This window comes from Yoonia vestfoldensis (assembly GCF_002158905.1).
Lineage (GTDB): Bacteria > Pseudomonadota > Alphaproteobacteria > Rhodobacterales > Rhodobacteraceae > Yoonia > Yoonia vestfoldensis_B.
In genome coordinates, this window is record NZ_CP021431.1 from 379,636 (window position 1) to 394,984 (window position 15,349).

General features: G+C 62.7%; 15 protein-coding genes. 10 read left to right on the forward strand and 5 right to left on the reverse strand.

From position 1 onward, the window contains the following. The first annotated feature begins 73 nt into the window (after window positions 1-73). Complete coding sequence (locus tag LOKVESSMR4R_RS01895; protein ID WP_087212402.1) at window positions 74-535, forward strand: Lrp/AsnC family transcriptional regulator; 462 nt, start codon at window positions 74-76, stop codon at window positions 533-535. Window positions 536-598: 63 nt separating this feature from the next. Here the strand turns inward: LOKVESSMR4R_RS01895 and LOKVESSMR4R_RS01900 are convergent, their stop codons facing one another. The 5 genes from LOKVESSMR4R_RS01900 to LOKVESSMR4R_RS01920 all read right to left on the reverse strand — a co-directional run bounded on the left by LOKVESSMR4R_RS01900 (window position 599) and on the right by LOKVESSMR4R_RS01920 (window position 6,792). Beyond that, a complete protein-coding gene (locus tag LOKVESSMR4R_RS01900) occupies window positions 599-1,372 on the reverse strand; it encodes a FadR/GntR family transcriptional regulator (RefSeq protein ID WP_257790135.1) in 774 nt (257 codons plus the stop codon). Next, a complete protein-coding gene (locus LOKVESSMR4R_RS01905; protein ID WP_087206056.1) occupies window positions 1,341-2,294 on the reverse strand; it encodes an ABC transporter ATP-binding protein in 954 nt (317 codons plus the stop codon). The genes LOKVESSMR4R_RS01900 and LOKVESSMR4R_RS01905 overlap by 32 nt, the downstream gene beginning before the upstream one ends. Continuing rightward, window positions 2,291-4,153, reverse strand: coding sequence for a dipeptide/oligopeptide/nickel ABC transporter permease/ATP-binding protein (locus LOKVESSMR4R_RS01910; RefSeq protein WP_087206057.1), 1,863 nt, complete (start codon window positions 4,151-4,153; stop codon window positions 2,291-2,293). The genes LOKVESSMR4R_RS01905 and LOKVESSMR4R_RS01910 overlap by 4 nt, the downstream gene beginning before the upstream one ends. Continuing rightward, window positions 4,150-5,097, reverse strand: coding sequence for an ABC transporter permease (locus LOKVESSMR4R_RS01915; protein ID WP_087206058.1), 948 nt, complete (start codon window positions 5,095-5,097; stop codon window positions 4,150-4,152). The genes LOKVESSMR4R_RS01910 and LOKVESSMR4R_RS01915 overlap by 4 nt, the downstream gene beginning before the upstream one ends. A 117-nt stretch (window positions 5,098-5,214) precedes the next feature. Then, window positions 5,215-6,792, reverse strand: coding sequence for an ABC transporter substrate-binding protein (locus LOKVESSMR4R_RS01920; RefSeq protein ID WP_087206059.1), 1,578 nt, complete (start codon window positions 6,790-6,792; stop codon window positions 5,215-5,217). A 105-nt stretch (window positions 6,793-6,897) separates the two neighbouring features. Here LOKVESSMR4R_RS01920 and LOKVESSMR4R_RS01925 point away from each other — a divergent pair, with 105 nt between their 5' ends. The 9 genes from LOKVESSMR4R_RS01925 (at window position 6,898) to LOKVESSMR4R_RS01965 (ending at window position 15,305) form a co-directional block, all read left to right on the forward strand. Further along, window positions 6,898-7,560, forward strand: coding sequence for a DUF1028 domain-containing protein (locus LOKVESSMR4R_RS01925; protein ID WP_087206060.1), 663 nt, complete (start codon window positions 6,898-6,900; stop codon window positions 7,558-7,560). Then, window positions 7,553-8,803 carry a M20 family metallo-hydrolase gene (locus LOKVESSMR4R_RS01930; protein WP_087206061.1) on the forward strand — a complete coding sequence of 417 codons (1,251 nt, stop codon included), beginning with the start codon at window positions 7,553-7,555 and terminating at the stop codon, window positions 8,801-8,803. Before LOKVESSMR4R_RS01925 ends, LOKVESSMR4R_RS01930 begins: the two co-directional genes overlap by 8 nt. A 178-nt stretch (window positions 8,804-8,981) precedes the next feature. Continuing rightward, window positions 8,982-9,851, forward strand: a complete 870-nt coding sequence (locus LOKVESSMR4R_RS01935) for a phosphate/phosphite/phosphonate ABC transporter substrate-binding protein (RefSeq protein ID WP_087206062.1) — start codon at window positions 8,982-8,984, stop codon at window positions 9,849-9,851. 49 nt (window positions 9,852-9,900) lie between these two features. Beyond that, window positions 9,901-10,662: a phosphonate ABC transporter ATP-binding protein gene (locus LOKVESSMR4R_RS01940; RefSeq protein ID WP_237331880.1), complete on the forward strand. Its 762-nt coding sequence runs from the start codon at window positions 9,901-9,903 to the stop codon at window positions 10,660-10,662. Further along, complete coding sequence (gene phnE, locus LOKVESSMR4R_RS01945; RefSeq protein WP_087206064.1) at window positions 10,655-11,458, forward strand: phosphonate ABC transporter, permease protein PhnE; 804 nt, start codon at window positions 10,655-10,657, stop codon at window positions 11,456-11,458. The genes LOKVESSMR4R_RS01940 and phnE overlap by 8 nt, the downstream gene beginning before the upstream one ends. Then, entirely contained in the window at window positions 11,455-12,099 is a 645-nt protein-coding gene (locus LOKVESSMR4R_RS01950; protein ID WP_087206065.1) for a class I SAM-dependent methyltransferase, read from the forward strand. The genes phnE and LOKVESSMR4R_RS01950 overlap by 4 nt, the downstream gene beginning before the upstream one ends. After that, on the forward strand, window positions 12,099-13,307 hold the full coding sequence (locus LOKVESSMR4R_RS01955) for an alpha-D-ribose 1-methylphosphonate 5-triphosphate diphosphatase (RefSeq protein ID WP_087206066.1): 1,209 nt from the start codon (window positions 12,099-12,101) through the stop codon (window positions 13,305-13,307). Before LOKVESSMR4R_RS01950 ends, LOKVESSMR4R_RS01955 begins: the two co-directional genes overlap by 1 nt. Then, window positions 13,304-14,530 carry an MFS transporter gene (locus LOKVESSMR4R_RS01960; protein ID WP_087206067.1) on the forward strand — a complete coding sequence of 409 codons (1,227 nt, stop codon included), beginning with the start codon at window positions 13,304-13,306 and terminating at the stop codon, window positions 14,528-14,530. Before LOKVESSMR4R_RS01955 ends, LOKVESSMR4R_RS01960 begins: the two co-directional genes overlap by 4 nt. Then, on the forward strand, window positions 14,490-15,305 hold the full coding sequence (locus LOKVESSMR4R_RS01965) for a sugar phosphate isomerase/epimerase family protein (RefSeq protein ID WP_087206068.1): 816 nt from the start codon (window positions 14,490-14,492) through the stop codon (window positions 15,303-15,305). The genes LOKVESSMR4R_RS01960 and LOKVESSMR4R_RS01965 overlap by 41 nt, the downstream gene beginning before the upstream one ends. Window positions 15,306-15,349: the final 44 nt, after the last annotated feature.

Below are 15,349 nucleotides of genomic sequence, written 5' to 3' on the forward strand. Positions count from 1 at the left end.
ATGCGGGCCGGTTTTCGGACCGGGGGTTAAAATCTGCTTCGCTTTGGGCCGGTTTCGCGCGATGCCTGTCGGCATGGATAGATTCGATGCCCGCATTCTAGAAGCTTTGCAGCTGAACGCCCGCGCCACGGCCGAGGCTTTGTCGGACCATGTCGGCCTGTCCGCGGATGCCTGCCGCAAACGTCTGGCACGGCTGCGCGCTTCTGGCGTGATCGAAGCCGAGATCGCGGTGCTGGATCCGGCCTCTGTCGGGCGCGGTCTGATCCTGATCGTCGAGGTCACGCTGCAACATGAACGCAAGATCGCGCTTGACCGGTTCAAGGCCGCCATGCAGGCCGCGCCGGAGGTGATGCAATGCTATTACGTCACCGGACATGCCGATTTCATCCTGATACTCTCGGCGCGCGATATGGCCGATTACGAAGATTTCACCCGACGCCATTTCTTTGCCGAAGATAACGTCCTGCGGTTTCGGACCAGCGCGGTGATGGACCGGGTCAAGACCGGCTTTGCGCTGCCGGTTGATGCGGCATGACGGCACGGATCAGCGCTGCGCGGCATCTGGGGTTCGCGGTCTGAACCGGTCCTGCGGCCGGGGTCAGATAATCTCGTTTTCGGGCAGAAAGCGCTGGGTCAGCACCGTTTCCTGCATCAGCATCAGGCGATGCGCATTCTGCATATGATCAGACAGTATCTGCCTTGCGGCAATGGCATCACCGGCGCGCAGCGCGGCGATCAGGCGCGACTGGTAATCAAGCCCGCTGGACCAAAGCTCGCGGTTGGGCTGGACATACAGGCGGCGTGAAACGGTGATCTCGGCCAGCATATTGGCGGTGAAGCGGATCAGAAACCGCAACAGCGCATTGCCGGACATTTCGGCCAGCAAGGCATGGAACCGCAGCGAGGCAAGATGCTGTTCGCGTTCTTCCTCGGCGGTGCGGGCGGGGTCGGAATAGCAGGTCATCACCTCTTGCAGCGCGGCCAGCTGGGTCTCGCTCAGGCGGCCGGCCAGCGTGGCGGCAAGTTCAGGTTCCAGCGCCTGCCGGATCTGGTAGATATCGTCGATGGTCAGATGTTCGAAATAAAAGTAATTGCCCAGCAGGGCGGTTGCGCGTTCCTCGGACACTTGATGCACGAAAACGCCGCCGCCGGGGCCGGTGCGGGATTTGACCAGCCCCTGTGCCTCTAAGATGCGGATCGCCTCGCGGATCGTGCCTTTGGCCATGCCAAAGCGGTCGATCAGCTCGGTTTCCGAGGGCAGGCGCATACCCGGCCCCCAGCCGTTCTGCATGACCCAGGATTTGATCGCCTCGGCCACCTGTTGCGGCCGGGACAGGCGATCATGGGTCGAGCGGGTGGTGGCAGGCGGCAAATTGGTCTCCTTCAACAACGCGCAATGCGGGCATGACGCTTTTGCACAGATCAGATGCGCGCGGGCATCGTGTGGCAAAGGCGCAGCCCGGCGGCGGGTTCAGCGGATCGGGCAATTCCCCTGACTGCGCCCCCCCCAGCGGTCGGCCCACGACCGGCGCCGAGTCCGCCAGAAGCTTGGTATAGGGATGGCGCGGCGAGGCAAAGACTTTTTCCGCAGGGCCGGTTTCCACCAATGAGCCGAAATACAGCACGGCAATGCGGTCGCTGACCGCCTCGACCACGGCAAGGTCATGGCTGATGAACAGATAGGTCAGGTTCAGCCGCGCCTTGAGATCCGCCAACAGGTTCAGAACCTGCGCCTGCACCGAGACATCCAGCGCCGAAACAGGTTCATCCAGGATCAAGATACGCGGGCTGGCTGCCAGCGCCCGGGCGATGCCGATCCGCTGCGCCTGCCCGCCAGAAAATTCATGCGGATAGCGCGTCAGGAATTCAGGGCGCAGATTGACCGCGTCAAAAAGCTCCGCAATGCGCGCGTCCAGCGCGGCACCTGTCATCGCATGCAGGTTGCGCAGGGGGGCTTCGATGATCTGCCGGATGGTCTTGCGCGGGTTCAGGCTGGAAACCGGGTCTTGGAAAACATATTGGATCAGCCGACCAAAGGCCGCAGGATCGGCGCGGTCCAGCGCGCGGCCTTCAATCTCGATCTGGCCCGATGAGGGCGGCAAAAGCCCGACCAGCATCCGCGCCAGCGTGGATTTGCCGCAACCGGATTCGCCGACGATCCCCAGCGTCTCGCCTGTGTGCAGCTCGAATGACATCGGGTTGACGGCATGGACCCGCGCGCGGGGCGCGCCGAACAGCCGCTTGCCGATGTCGAATGTCCGGGTCAGGTCGGTGGTTTTCAGCGCGGGCGTCATGGGGCGATCTCCGGGAACAGGCAGCGGACCTGACGATCTGCGCCGGTCAGCGGCACATCCTGCGCGCGGCAGGCCTCTTGGGCCTTGGTGCAGCGCGGGGCAAAGGCGCAGCCGGTGGGCAAGGCATCGACGGCGGGCGGCAGGCCGGGGATTGCCGCCAGCGCACGACGCCCGCCGCCCAAGGCGGGAACGCAGGCGATCAGGCGCTTTGTATAAGGATGCGCCGGGGCGGCCAGAACAGCGGCCGTTGGCCCGGTTTCCACGATGCGCCCGCCATACATCACCGCCACGCGGTCGCATAATTGCGCCACAACGCCGAAATCATGGGTGATGAACAAGATCGCCAGCCCGCGACTGCGGCGCAGATCATCCAGCAGGGCAAGGATCTGCGCCTGCACCGTCACATCCAGCGCCGTGGTCGGTTCATCCGCGATGATGACGTCAGGATCATTGGCCAGCGCCATGGCGATACCCACACGCTGGCGCATCCCGCCCGATAATTCATGCGGAAAAGCCTTTGCGCGCTGCGCGGGATTGGGGATGCGCACATCCTCCAGCAGCTTGATCGCCCGACGCTCTGCCGCGGCATGGCTGATGGGGTCATGGACGCGGATCGCCTCGATCAGCTGGTCTCCGATGCGGTATAGCGGATGCAGGGTCGATAGCGGGTCTTGGAAAATATAGGCCACTTTGCGGCCCCGGTAAGCGCGCAGCATGTCATAAGGCGCGCCGATCAGGTCCTGACCGTCAAACCGCACCGCCCCGCCGGCGATCACCCCGGGCGGAGAGGCGACCAGCCCCATCACCGATAGCGCTGTCACCGATTTGCCAGAGCCGGATTCGCCGATCAGGCCCAGACATTCGCCGCGACCCAGATGCAGCGTTACATCATTGACGGCGCGGTAAATGCGCGGGCCGACATGGAACTGCGTTTCCAGCGCGTCGATCTGCAACAGGCTCTTACCCTGCGCGGGGGGCACTTTGGACCGGTCCACCCGCGTTGCAGCTTGCGGGCGGGTCAAGGCCCCCGCACGCAGCCGCGGGTCCAGCGCATCGCGGATACCGTCGCCCAGCAGATTGACCGACATCACGATCAGCAGGATCATCACCCCGGGCACGATGGATGTATGGGGTGCGGAAATCAGCGCCGCGCGGGCCTCGCCCAGCATGGACCCAAGATCCGCCTGCGGGGGCTGGCTGCCCAGCCCCAGAAAGGACAGACCCGCCGTTTCAAGGATCATCCAGCCGATGGTGGTGGACATGGCGATCACGATCACGGGGATGATATTGGGCACCACCTCGGTCAGCAGGATGCGGGTATTGCCCATGCCCGCCAGCCGCGCGGCATCGATGAATTCGCGATGCGCGATGCCCACGGTCACACCCCGGATATTGCGCGCAAAGAACGGGATATTGACGACCGCCACCGCCACCAGCGCGTTAAACAGCCCCGGCCCCAGCACGGCGACAATGGCCAAGGCCAGCAGGATATAGGGAAAGGCCATCAGCATATCGATGCCGCGCATGGTCACATTATCCGTGCGGCCGCCGTAAAAGCCCGCGATCACCCCGATCATGGCCCCCAGAAGCCCCGCCACCAATGCGGCGGCGAAGCCCACCGCCAGCGACAGCCGCGTGCCCCACATCAGGCGCGACAACAGATCCCGGCCCAGATGGTCCGTGCCCAGCCAATGCCCCTCTGACAATGGCCGCAGAAAGCGGTTGGCAGTATTGGTCTCATTCGGCGGATGCAGCGGCAAGAGCGGCGTCAGCAGTGCCAGAACCACGATCACCCCCAGCACCACGGCACCAAAGCCCGCAAGGCGGTTGCGAAAGACAAGTCGCAGAAACAGGGTCATGTGCGGATCCTCGGGTCCAGCAGGCTTTGCGCCACATCGACCAGAATGTTGAAGCCCACATAGCAGGCCGCAACGAAGACCACGCCACCCTGCACCAACAGGATGTCACGTTTCAGGATGGCATCAACCAGCATGCGGCCCACGCCGGGCCATTGAAAAACCATCTCGATATAGACCGCGCCCGACAGCACGAACCCGGCCTGAATGCCCAAGACCGGAATGATGCCCACCATCGCCGCGCGCAGCGCATGGCGCCAGATCACGCGCCGTTCATGCACGCCCTTGGCGCGGGCGGTGCGGATGAAATCCTGGCGCAGCACCTCCAGCATCGCGCCGCGCGACAGCCGCGCGATCACCCCAGTCGCCACCACCGCCAGCGCCAGGGCTGGCATGGTCAGGTGGCGGATCAGGTCCCAGACCCCGCCGCCGCCCCAGACCGCATACATCCCCGAGGCCGGCAACCAGCGTAATTGCACCGCAAACAGCAGGATCATCATCATGCCCAGAAAGAAAGACGGCACCGAGATACCAAGGATCACCACAAAGGTGATCGCCCGATCCGCGAACCCATATTGCCGCGCGGCAGAGACAACACCCGCCGCGATGCCAAGCGCCGAACAGAGCACAAAGGCCGTCCCCGCAAGGATCAGGGTGGCCGAAAAGCGGTCGAGGATTTCATCCAGCACCGGCCGGTTCAGGGCAAAAGAGCGCCCGAAATCGCCTTGCAGCAGATTGCCCAGCCAGATGAAATATTGCTGCCACAGTGGCCGGTCCAGGCCAAGCTGGCGGTTCAGCCGTTCGACATTTTCCGGCGTGGCATAGGCCCCCAGGATCGCGGTCGCCGGATCGCCGGGGATCATCGCCATGATCAGGAAGACGATGATGGTGATGCCGAAAAGCACCGGCACCGCCGAGACCAAGCGTTTCAAGATATAGCTGCCCATTGCGCCTTGATCCCTTTTATTCTCTTTACCAAAGCCGCGCATGGCATGGCCATGGCCATGTCACGGTTTGGCCATGGCCCAGTTTGGCGGGGGCCAGAGGCCCCCGGTCCTGTCAGGTCAGTTTTTGACCACATCCTTGAGCAGCAAGAAGAACGACGGCTCTAGCGCGAAATTCGCCACTGCAGCCGAGGTCACGGCATTCTGTTTCCAGTTTGCCACAAAGACCCAGGGCGCGTCTTCCTGTACGATCACCTGCATTTCCTGGTAAAGCCGGGCGCGTTCCTCTTGATCGGTGGCCACGCGGGCGGCCTCTAGCAGGGCATCGACCTCTGGATTGGAATAATAGCCAGAGTTGAACCCGCCTTCTTCGGGCCAGGCTTGGGTGCGCAGCGCAAGAAATGGCAGCGTGTCGGGATCATTCGTCATCCAGGCCATCTGCGCCATATCGGCCTTGCCTTCCATCCCCGGATTCACCCGGCCAAGAAAGGTATTCCATTCGTAGGTTTCGATCTTCACGTCAAAGCCGACAGCGGCCAGATCGGCCTGGATCGCCGTGCCCATCGGCACCGGGTCCAGCATCCCCGATCCGCCTTCGGTGACATAAAAGGTCAGCGTGGCGCCCTCGGCCCCGGCCTCTGCGATCAGGGCGCGGGCGCGGTCAGGGTCATAGGGATAGGGTTCCAGCGTCTCGTTATAGGCCCAGGCAAAGGCGGGTGGCGTCGGGCCTGCGGCGATTTCGGCAGTGCCTTCGAGCACGTCATTCACCAATGCTTGCTTGTTGATGGCGTAATTGGCCGCCTGGCGCACGCGCTTGTCGGCAAAAGGGCCTTCCTTGGTGTTCAGGATCAGGAACCAGACATGCGGGCCTGCCTGTTCCACCATCTGATAGCGGGCGTCCTGAAACTGCGACAGCGCCACGGGCGGCACCTCGACCATCATGTCGATCCCGCCGGACAGCATTTCGGCGACGCGGGTATTGGCATCGGTGATCGGGCGAAAGACCACGGCCTCGGATGCGGCCACGCCATCCCAGTAATCATCGTTGCGGGTGATGACCACCGCCTCGTTCGAGCGCCATTCGGCAAAGCGGAACGGCCCGGTGCCCGACGGGTTGCGGCCGAAATCCGCGCCATGCTGCATCACGGCGGCGGGCGACACGATCAGGCCGGTCGGATAGGCAAGGTTCGACAAAAAGGGCGCATAGGGTTCGTTCAGGGTAAAGCGCACATTGCGCGCATCCAGGGCCTCGACCTGCTGCACCGCGCTAAAGAAGAACGACAGCGGAAAGGGGCCGGTGTTGTGATATGGGTGATCTTCCTTCAGCATCCGGTCAAAGTTGAACACCACCGCTTCAGCGTCAAAGGCGCTGCCGTCATGGAAGGTCACACCCTCGCGCAGGGTGAAAGTATAGACCGTGCCATCCTCAGAGATCGTCCAGGATTCCGCCAGGGCGGGTTCGACCTCCAGCGTGCCAGAGGCATAGCGCACAAGGCCGTCATAGATATTCATCAAGATGCGGAAATCGTTGACCGCTGTCACGGCATGCGGGTCAAGCGCCTGCGGCTCTGCGATCTGGCCCACGACAAGCACGCCGGCCGGTGTCTGGGCGGCAGCCGGCGTAACCAATGCCGAACTTGCCAGAAGTGCGGCTGTCAGTACCCCAAAGCCACGGCGGGTCAGTGATGAAAAGGCCATATCCGGCGCTCCCTGTTGGTTTGATTATTCTTGGCTATTTATCATGATAAATTGCATTCGTCAAAATTTTCATGATAGATTGGCAAGATAAGGGGAAACAAACAGATGACTTTCTCGATTCTTGCACAAGATTTGAACAGTGGCGCTTTCGGGGGCGCTGCGGCGACCGGGTCGCTTTGTGTGGGCGGCTGGGTGCTGCGGGGCGATTCGCGCGCCGGGATGTCCGCCTCGCAAGGGGCGGCGCCATCGACGATGTGGGGCGAAGATACGCTGCTGCGGATGCGCGCAGGGGACAGTGCCGAACAGGCGATTGCGACCGTGACCTGGCCGGATGAAGGGCGCGCCTGGCGACAATTGGCGGCGCTGGACCGCGCGGGCGGCACGGCCTGCCACACCGGATCTGCCAATACCGCATGGCGCGGGGCGCTGATGGCACCGGGGCTGGTAGTCTCGGGGAATATGCTGGCTGGCCCACAGGTGCTAGAGGCGTTGCGCGGCGGTTTCCTGGCCGCGCCCGGCACGCTGGCAGAACGCCTGCTGGCGGCGCTGGCGGCGGCCGAGGCGGCAGGCGGCGATACCCGCGGCCTGCAATCGGCGGCGCTTTTGGTGGTGTCCGACGATGCGCCCACGCTGACCCTGCGGGTGGATTATTCCGAAAACCCGGTCGCCGCGCTGGACGATCTGCATAGACGCAGCCAGAGCGGTGATTACGCGGCCTGGCTGCCCAGTGTGCCGACCCGCAACAACCCCTGGCGCGGCCATGATTGAGACCGATTGGGGCGCGCTGGCGCAGGATTGGCTGGACCGGCTGGCGGGCTGCTCTGAACCCGGCCCCGGCGTGACGCGATTGCCTTTTACCGGCGCACATCGCAGCGCCTTGGCGCTTTTGACCGCCTTGATGGAACAGGCGGGGCTGGTGGTGCATCTGGATGCCGCCGGAACCTTGATCGGATGCTGCGATGGCCCGGATGATGCGCCTGTTCTTTTGATGGGGTCGCATCAGGATTCGGTGCGCGAAGGTGGGGCCTATGACGGGATCATGGGCGTGGTCTTGCCGGTGCTGGCGCTGCAAAAGCTGCGGCAGGCGGGGGTGACGCTGCCCTTCGCGGTCGAGGTGATGGCCTTCGCCGATGAAGAAGGCGTGCGCTTTCCCACGGCGCTGATGGGGCCGCGCGCCCTTGCCGGGACGTTCGATATGGCCGCGCTGGACCTGCGCGATCGCGATGGGATCACCCTGCGCCGCGCGATGGCAGATTTCGGTCTGAACCCCGATGCCCTGCCGCAATTGCGACGCCACCCGGCACAGGTGCTGGGCTGGGTGGAAATCCATCTTGAACAAGGCCCTGTTCTGGAAACCGCAGCGCAGGATATCGGGATCGTCACCGCGATCTGCGGGATCGAACGCCATATGGTCACATTGACCGGCAAGGCCGCGCATGCCGGCACCCAGCCCATGGATCTGCGCCGCGATGCGCTGGTCGGTGCGGCAGAGCTGACGCTGGCCGCCGAAACACTGGCCCGCAAAACCGAGGGGTTGCTGGCCACGGTCGGGGCCTTGCAGGTCCGCCCCGGCGTGGTGAATGCCGTCCCCGGCGAGGTGACGCTGACCCTTGAAATCCGCGCGCCCGATGATGCGTTGCGCGAACGGGCCGGGGCAGCGCTGACCCAGGCTGCCCGTGATATCGCCACCCGCCGGGGCCTGACCCTGCAGATCCTGCGCAGCTATGCCCAACCGGCCACGCCCTGTTCGCCGCAGATGATCGCAGCGCTGTCCAATGCGGCCGCGTCCGATGGGCGTGCTGGGGCGGTGCAAAGATTGGCCTCTGGTGCGACGCATGATAGCTCTGCCATGGCCGCGCTTTGTCCGGTGGGCATGGTATTTACGGCCTGTCGGGACGGGGTCAGCCATCACCCCGACGAGCATGTCCCCCCCGCCGCCATGGCCGCAGGTATCCGCACCATCGCGCGGTTTCTGCAGCAAATGCAGCCAAGCGATCAGGCGGGCGCATAGCCTGCGGCGATGACGGGCGCACGGCGCTGTTTGGCAAAGGTTCAAGCCTCTTGTCGGGCTCTGCCATGTCACCAGCCCAAGCCAGCCGATTTGTCCGTTGCAAATAATTCATGCGCGCTTTGCGTGATTGTCACACTCACAGGCCATTCATTCGGATGACTGATCACTGGAGGGTGTCATGAGATTGAATTCACTTATTTTGGGGCTCGGCCTGGTGACGGTGTCGGCCCTTGGCGCAGCGGCGGCAGATTGGAAAATTGCCGTAACCGATGTGGAAGGCATGGAACGCCTGCAATTGGAATGGGGTCCGTTCAGAGACGCGCTTGAAACCGCAACAGGTGACACATTCGCATTCTTTCCGGTGAATTCGCGCACCGCTGCCGCAGAGGCGCTGCGCGGCGAGACAGTTGATTTCGTCATCTCTGGGCCTGCCGAATATGTGGTCATCAACACGCTGACCGATGCGACCCCGCTGATCGGTCTGGGCCGCCCGGATTACCATTGCGCGATCATCGTGCGTGCGGATAGCGGCATCAACACACCATCGGACCTTGTCGGGCGGCAGGTCGCCTTTGGCGATATCGGCTCGACCTCGAATATGTTGTGCCCGATGCAATTGCTTGCCGATTACGGCATTGATCCCGTCAACGATATCGAAAAGATCCACACATCGCGCAACATTGCCCATGAAGCGCTGAAAAGTGGCGATATCGATGCCATCGGGATGAACGCCGGCACTTTCATGGGCATCCGCAGCACCGAGACAGAGCTGCCTTACGGGTTCTTCAAGATGATCGCGCGCTCTGGCGATCTTCCCAACGACATGATGATGGTTGGCGCCCATGTCCCACAAGACGCGGCAGTGGCTGTGCGCGACGCAATTCTGGCAAACAAGGCCTTGGTGATCGCGGGGATCACGGCGCATGAGGAGAACGATAAATACATCGGTATGGATCTGGTTGCGATCGATGACAGCGCCTATGATTACGTCCGGTCGATGTATACCAACGCCGGCTATCCCCAGTTTGACAGCTTTATCGGTGACTGATCTGTCGGTTCAGAACGCGGTCGCGCCGATAGCGCGGCCGGACCGGGTTTTGCCACGCAATCTGTCGATTTCGCCGGTGGATATCGAGGCGCGGACCATCGCAAAGACCTATGGTGACACACCGGTTTTTGCGAATGTCAGCTTTCGTTTGGCGCGTGGCGAAGCCGTGGCACTTGTTGGGGCGAATGGCGCGGGAAAATCGACACTCTTGCGCTGTCTCATGGGCCTGATCCCGGTCAGTGATGGTCAGATCACGCTGCTTGACGTTGCCGCGCATAGGGCCAGGGGCCGCGAATTGCGGGCGCTTCGGGCCCGCCTGGGGCTGGTGTCGCAAAAGCATAATCTGGTTCCCCGCATGTCCGTGCTGTCGAATGTGGTGCATGGCTTGCTTGGCAAGGCGCCGGGCCTGCGGCACTGGAACCACGGCTTGGCCCCGAAACCTTCGCGCGATGCGGCCATGACCGCGCTTGAAAAGGTCGGGCTGGCGGATGTCGCGCTGCGCCGCGCCGACAGATTATCTGGCGGGCAGTCACAACGGGTGGCCATCGCACGGGCCATCGTCAGCGCGCCCGAGATCCTTTTTGCGGACGAGCCTTGCGCCTCGCTGGATCCTGCGGCCGGCGAAGACGTGATGGAGCTGTTTTTCCGGCTGGCAAAGGACGAGGGCGTGACGGTCATCTTTACGTCGCATAATGTCGATCATGCCCTGCGATATGGCGACCGGGTGCTGGGCCTTGCGGGCGGAGCGTTGAAACTCGACGTCACAGCCGCATCGCTGAGCCGCGCCGATCTTCGGGGGCTTTATGACTGATCTCACCCCGGCACGTTTTGAACGCCCGACGGCGCTCGCTTTTCTGGGATATGCTTTTGGCATCACCATCGTCTTTTGGTGTCTGGCCGGTGCGGGATTTTCGATCGACAAGGTCGTGTCTTCGCCACCGCGCTTTGCAGATTTTGCGGCGCGGGCATTTCCGCCCAATCTTGACCCTCAGGTCCTGTCCCGGCTTGGCTGGAAAATGGTCGAGACCCTGCAAATCGCCGTCGCAGGGGCTGCGATCGGTGTGATCCTTTCCCTGCCGGTCGCTTTGTTGGCTGCGCGCGGCCTGATCGCGGGGCCTTGGGCGAACCAGATCACCCGGACCCTGCTGAGCTTTATCCGCGCTGTCCCTGATATTGCCTGGGCCTTGGTTTTTGTGGTGGCCGTGGGCCTTGGCCCCTTTGCCGGCATGCTTGCAATTGTCGTCGATACCATCGGGTTTTGCGGCAGGTTCTTTGCCGACGACATGGAAAGTGCAGAGAAAGGCCCCGCGGAATCGCTGACCGCAACGGGGGCACGCAAGATGGATGTGGTCGTCTGCGCGACCATCCCGGCCGCCACACCGGCGTTCATTTCCACCTCGCTTTATGCGCTGGAAAAGGCGGTGCGGTCATCCACGATCCTTGGCCTGGTGGGCGCGGGCGGGATCGGGATCGAACTGAAGGTCGGGTTTGACCTGTTCGACTATCCGACCGCGATGACCGTCATTTTGATGATCGCGGTCGTGGTGATCGGGATCGAACAGGTCAGCGGTTGGGCCCGGACAAGGATCATTGGAGAAGAACGTTGAAGACAGATACAGCAGACCAGCATTGGAATGACCAATGGGCCGGGATCGCTCCGGACAGCAAATGGTTGATCCCTGAACCCGATGTCACGACCTGGGCCAAAGGGCTGGCCGCAGGTGCGCGCATCCTTGATCTGGGGGCGGGCGTCGGGCGGCACGCGCTGTGGCTGGCGGGGCAAGGGTTCAATGTGACGGCGCTTGACAGCGCCCCCGATGGTCTTGCCCAGATCGACAAGACCGGCGGCGTGAAGACCGTGCTGGCGCGGATGGACGCGCTTCCGTTTCCCGATCAGGCGTTTGACCATATCCTCAGCTGGAACGTCATCTATCATGGCGACGAAGACGTGCTTTTGCGCACCATCGCTGAAATCCGGCGGGTCCTGCGGCCGGGCGGCTCTTATCTTGGGACAATGCTGTCCAAACGGCGCCTGCCGCACGAGAAAGCCGCCTATCAAGGCCGCGAGATCAGCCGCAATTCATGGGTGTTCGACGCGCCGGGCACGGACAAGATGCACCCGCATTACTTTTGCTCGGCCGCTGAATTGCTCGCGCTGTTCTCGGGTTTCGAACTGCTTGGCCTGAAAGACCTGGAACATGAGACCCCGGGGTCGTTTCACTGGCACATGATCATGGAACGACTCTGATGGTGATGACATTCCAAGGGGCGCAGGTGTTCCTGCCCGGCGATATTGTCGAAACGAGCGTGACGGTTGACGACGGGCTGATCACACAGATCGGCGGCCCGCCGCAGGGGCGGGTGATCGACGCGCGGGGGATGTATCTTGCGCCCGCGATGATCGATGTGCATGGCGATGCCTTCGAGCGGCAGCTGATGCCACGTCCGGGCGTCTATTTCCCGACAGAGGCCGCCGTGATCGACACCGATCGCCAGCTTGCCTGCAATGGCATCGCCACCGCCTATCATGCGGTCACGCTCAGCTGGGAACCGGGTTTGCGTGACATCGCCCGCGGGCGTGACATGATGCAGGCCCTGCGCGACCTTGCGCCGCGATTGCTGGTCGAAAACCGCATGCAGTTGCGCTGGGAAACCTTTGCCTTTGAGGCGCTAGAGACGATTGAATGGGCCCTCGCCGGACCGCTTTTGCCTGCGCTTGCGTTCAACGACCATACCTCGATGACGATGCGGGCCTTTGACGTCTCCATGCAGGATCGTGCGTTCGAGTTCAGCCCCGATTTCAGCATCGCCGCATTGGATGATGCGCGCATGAAAAAGCGCACGGCGTCCAAGGCCCATCGCGCAGGTTTGACCGATGACGCCTATATCGCGCTTTTGGACAAGGTCTGGGACCGGCGCAGCGCTGTGCCTGACATGATTGAACGGGTTGCCGCCCTGGCCCGCGCCGCAGGGGCGCCGATGCTCAGCCATGACGACACCAAAGCCGAGACCCGTCACTGGTTTCGGGGGCATGGTGCCCATGTCGCAGAATTTCCCATGGTGATGGAAGCGGCAGAAGCGGCGCGCGCGCATGGCGATCTGATCGTCTTTGGTGCGCCGAATGCGGCCCGTGGCGGCAGCCATATCGGCTCTTTGTCGGCGGGTGACATGGTCGAGGCCGGGCTATGCGATGCGCTGGCATCCGACTATTTTTATCCCGCCATGCTGGCCGCTGTCGCACGGCTCGATCTGGACAGGCGCGCGGAGCGCAGCCGCCTGTGGTCCTTGGTGTCGCAAGGGCCTGCGCAGGCGATGGGCCTTGGCGACCGCGGCGAAATTGCCTTGGGCAAGCGCGCCGATCTGGTGCTGATGGACTGGCCAGAGGGTCACATGCCGTCGATCCGTGGAACTTGGGTCGCGGGGCGGGCCGCCTATCTTGGTTTGCCGCGCGGATGATCCACCGCGACTATCTGCCCGCCATCGGTCTGGGGTTCACCCAGATCATGGGCTACGGCACGCTGATGTATGCCTATGCGATCCTGTTGCCCGCGATGGCCGCAGATCTTGGCCTGTCCTTGTCGAACATCTTTGGAATATTGTCGCTTGGGCTGTTCTTTGGCGGGCTTGTCGCCCCTCTGGCCGGGGGTCTGGTCGACCGCATCGGTGGCCGTTGGGTAATGACGGTGGGGACCATCGTGGCGGCCTGTGCGATCATGTCGCTGAGCGCCGTCAAAAGCGTTGCAGGGCTATGCATGGCCATTTTTCTGGCCGAGGCTGCGGGCATGTTCGTCCTTTATAACGTGGCCTTCGCATCGGTCGCGCGGCTGGACCTCAGCGTGCCGACGCAAAGATCCATTTCGATCATCACGCTGTTCGGTGGCGTGGCCTCGACGATTTTCTGGCCCGTGACCCTGGGGCTTTACACGGCATTCGGATGGCAGATGACCTGGGTGTTGCTGGGGGCTGCCTTCCTGATCACATGCACCCCAATCAGCTTTCTATGCTTGCGCGGTGCAGAGATCACACCTGACAGCCCGCGCCGCGACACAGCGCCGAATTGGCCGGAACTGACCGGTGCCGCGCGGCGACGCGGCATGTTCTGGATGGTGGTGTCTTTCGTGTTCTCTGGTTATCTGATGGGGGCCGTGATGACGCTTTGGGTGACCAATGTGCAGGACCTGGGCCATTCTGCTGTCATGGCGGCCCTCGCAGGGGCATTGATTGGGCCATTCAAGACGGTGGGCCGGCTTTTTGAGATGCTGGTCAGCCGGATGATGTATCCGCTCTTTACCTATGCGCTGAGCCTTGGCTTGATGTTGACGGGTTTTGCCGTGCTGCTTGGTGCAGGCTTTACGCTGCCCGGTGTCATGATCGCGGCCGCGCTTTACGGGATGGGTGACGGGATCAAGACCATCGCGCGTGGCACATTGCCCCTGGCGCTTTTCGGCGCCAAAGGCTACGGCGCGCGGCTTGGCTGGATTTCCTTTGCCCAGATGAGCGTCAACGCCTCGGCCCCTTTCGCTTTTGCATGGGTGACACAAGCCTACGGCGGCTGGTGGTCCTTTGCGGCGATGAGCTTGTGCCTATGCGCCGCCCTCGCAACCTTCATCTGCATTCCAGACCCAAGGAGAGACCAAGATGACACAGCTCAAGATCGGCGCATGTCTGAAAATAGCTGAGATCGGCACATACCGCGACTGGTTGTTCGATACAGGCCGCGACATCGAATTGCAGGATTTCATGTCGCATGCCGCACTGACCACTGATCTGGAAGACATGATCGTCGCGGCAAGATCTGCGCTTGCGGGCTATGCGGGGCGGATCGGCATTCACGGCCCCTATGAAGGGCTTGATATCGACAACAAGGATGCGGAATTGCGCCCGCTTATCACGGCGCGGTTCCTGACAGCGCTGCAAGCCGCAGACCGGATCGGGGCGCGGCAGATGGTGCTGCATTCGCCCTATACGCTCTGGTATCAAAACAATATCTTCAGCTCGCCGGATTATGCCACGTCCAAGCTGGGCCGGATTCACGACATCCTGGGACCGGTCGTGCGGGCCGCAGAATCGATGGGGATCACGCTTGTCATCGAGAACATCCATGACGTGCGCCCCGAAACCCGCCGCGCGATGGTCGATAGCTTTGGCTCGAAGGCGATCGCGCTATCCATCGACACCGGCCATGCGCAGCTTGCGCGCGCGATGTCGGGCGCGCCGCCGGTCGAGGATTTTGTGCGTGACGCGGGCCAGCAGCTTGCCCATGTGCATCTTCAGGATGTGGATGGGCATGCAGATCGTCACTGGGCCCCGGGCCGAGGTCAGATCGAATGGACCGCCGTTTTCCGTGCGCTGGCCGATTGCGACAACGCCCCGCATCTGGTGTTGGAACTGCGCGACAAGGCTGAGATCCCCAAGGGTTTTGCCTGGTTGCAAGCTTTGGGACTTGCCGTCTAGCAAGTGCAGGCGCCCGTCACGACCCCGCGAAACCGGATCGGGCC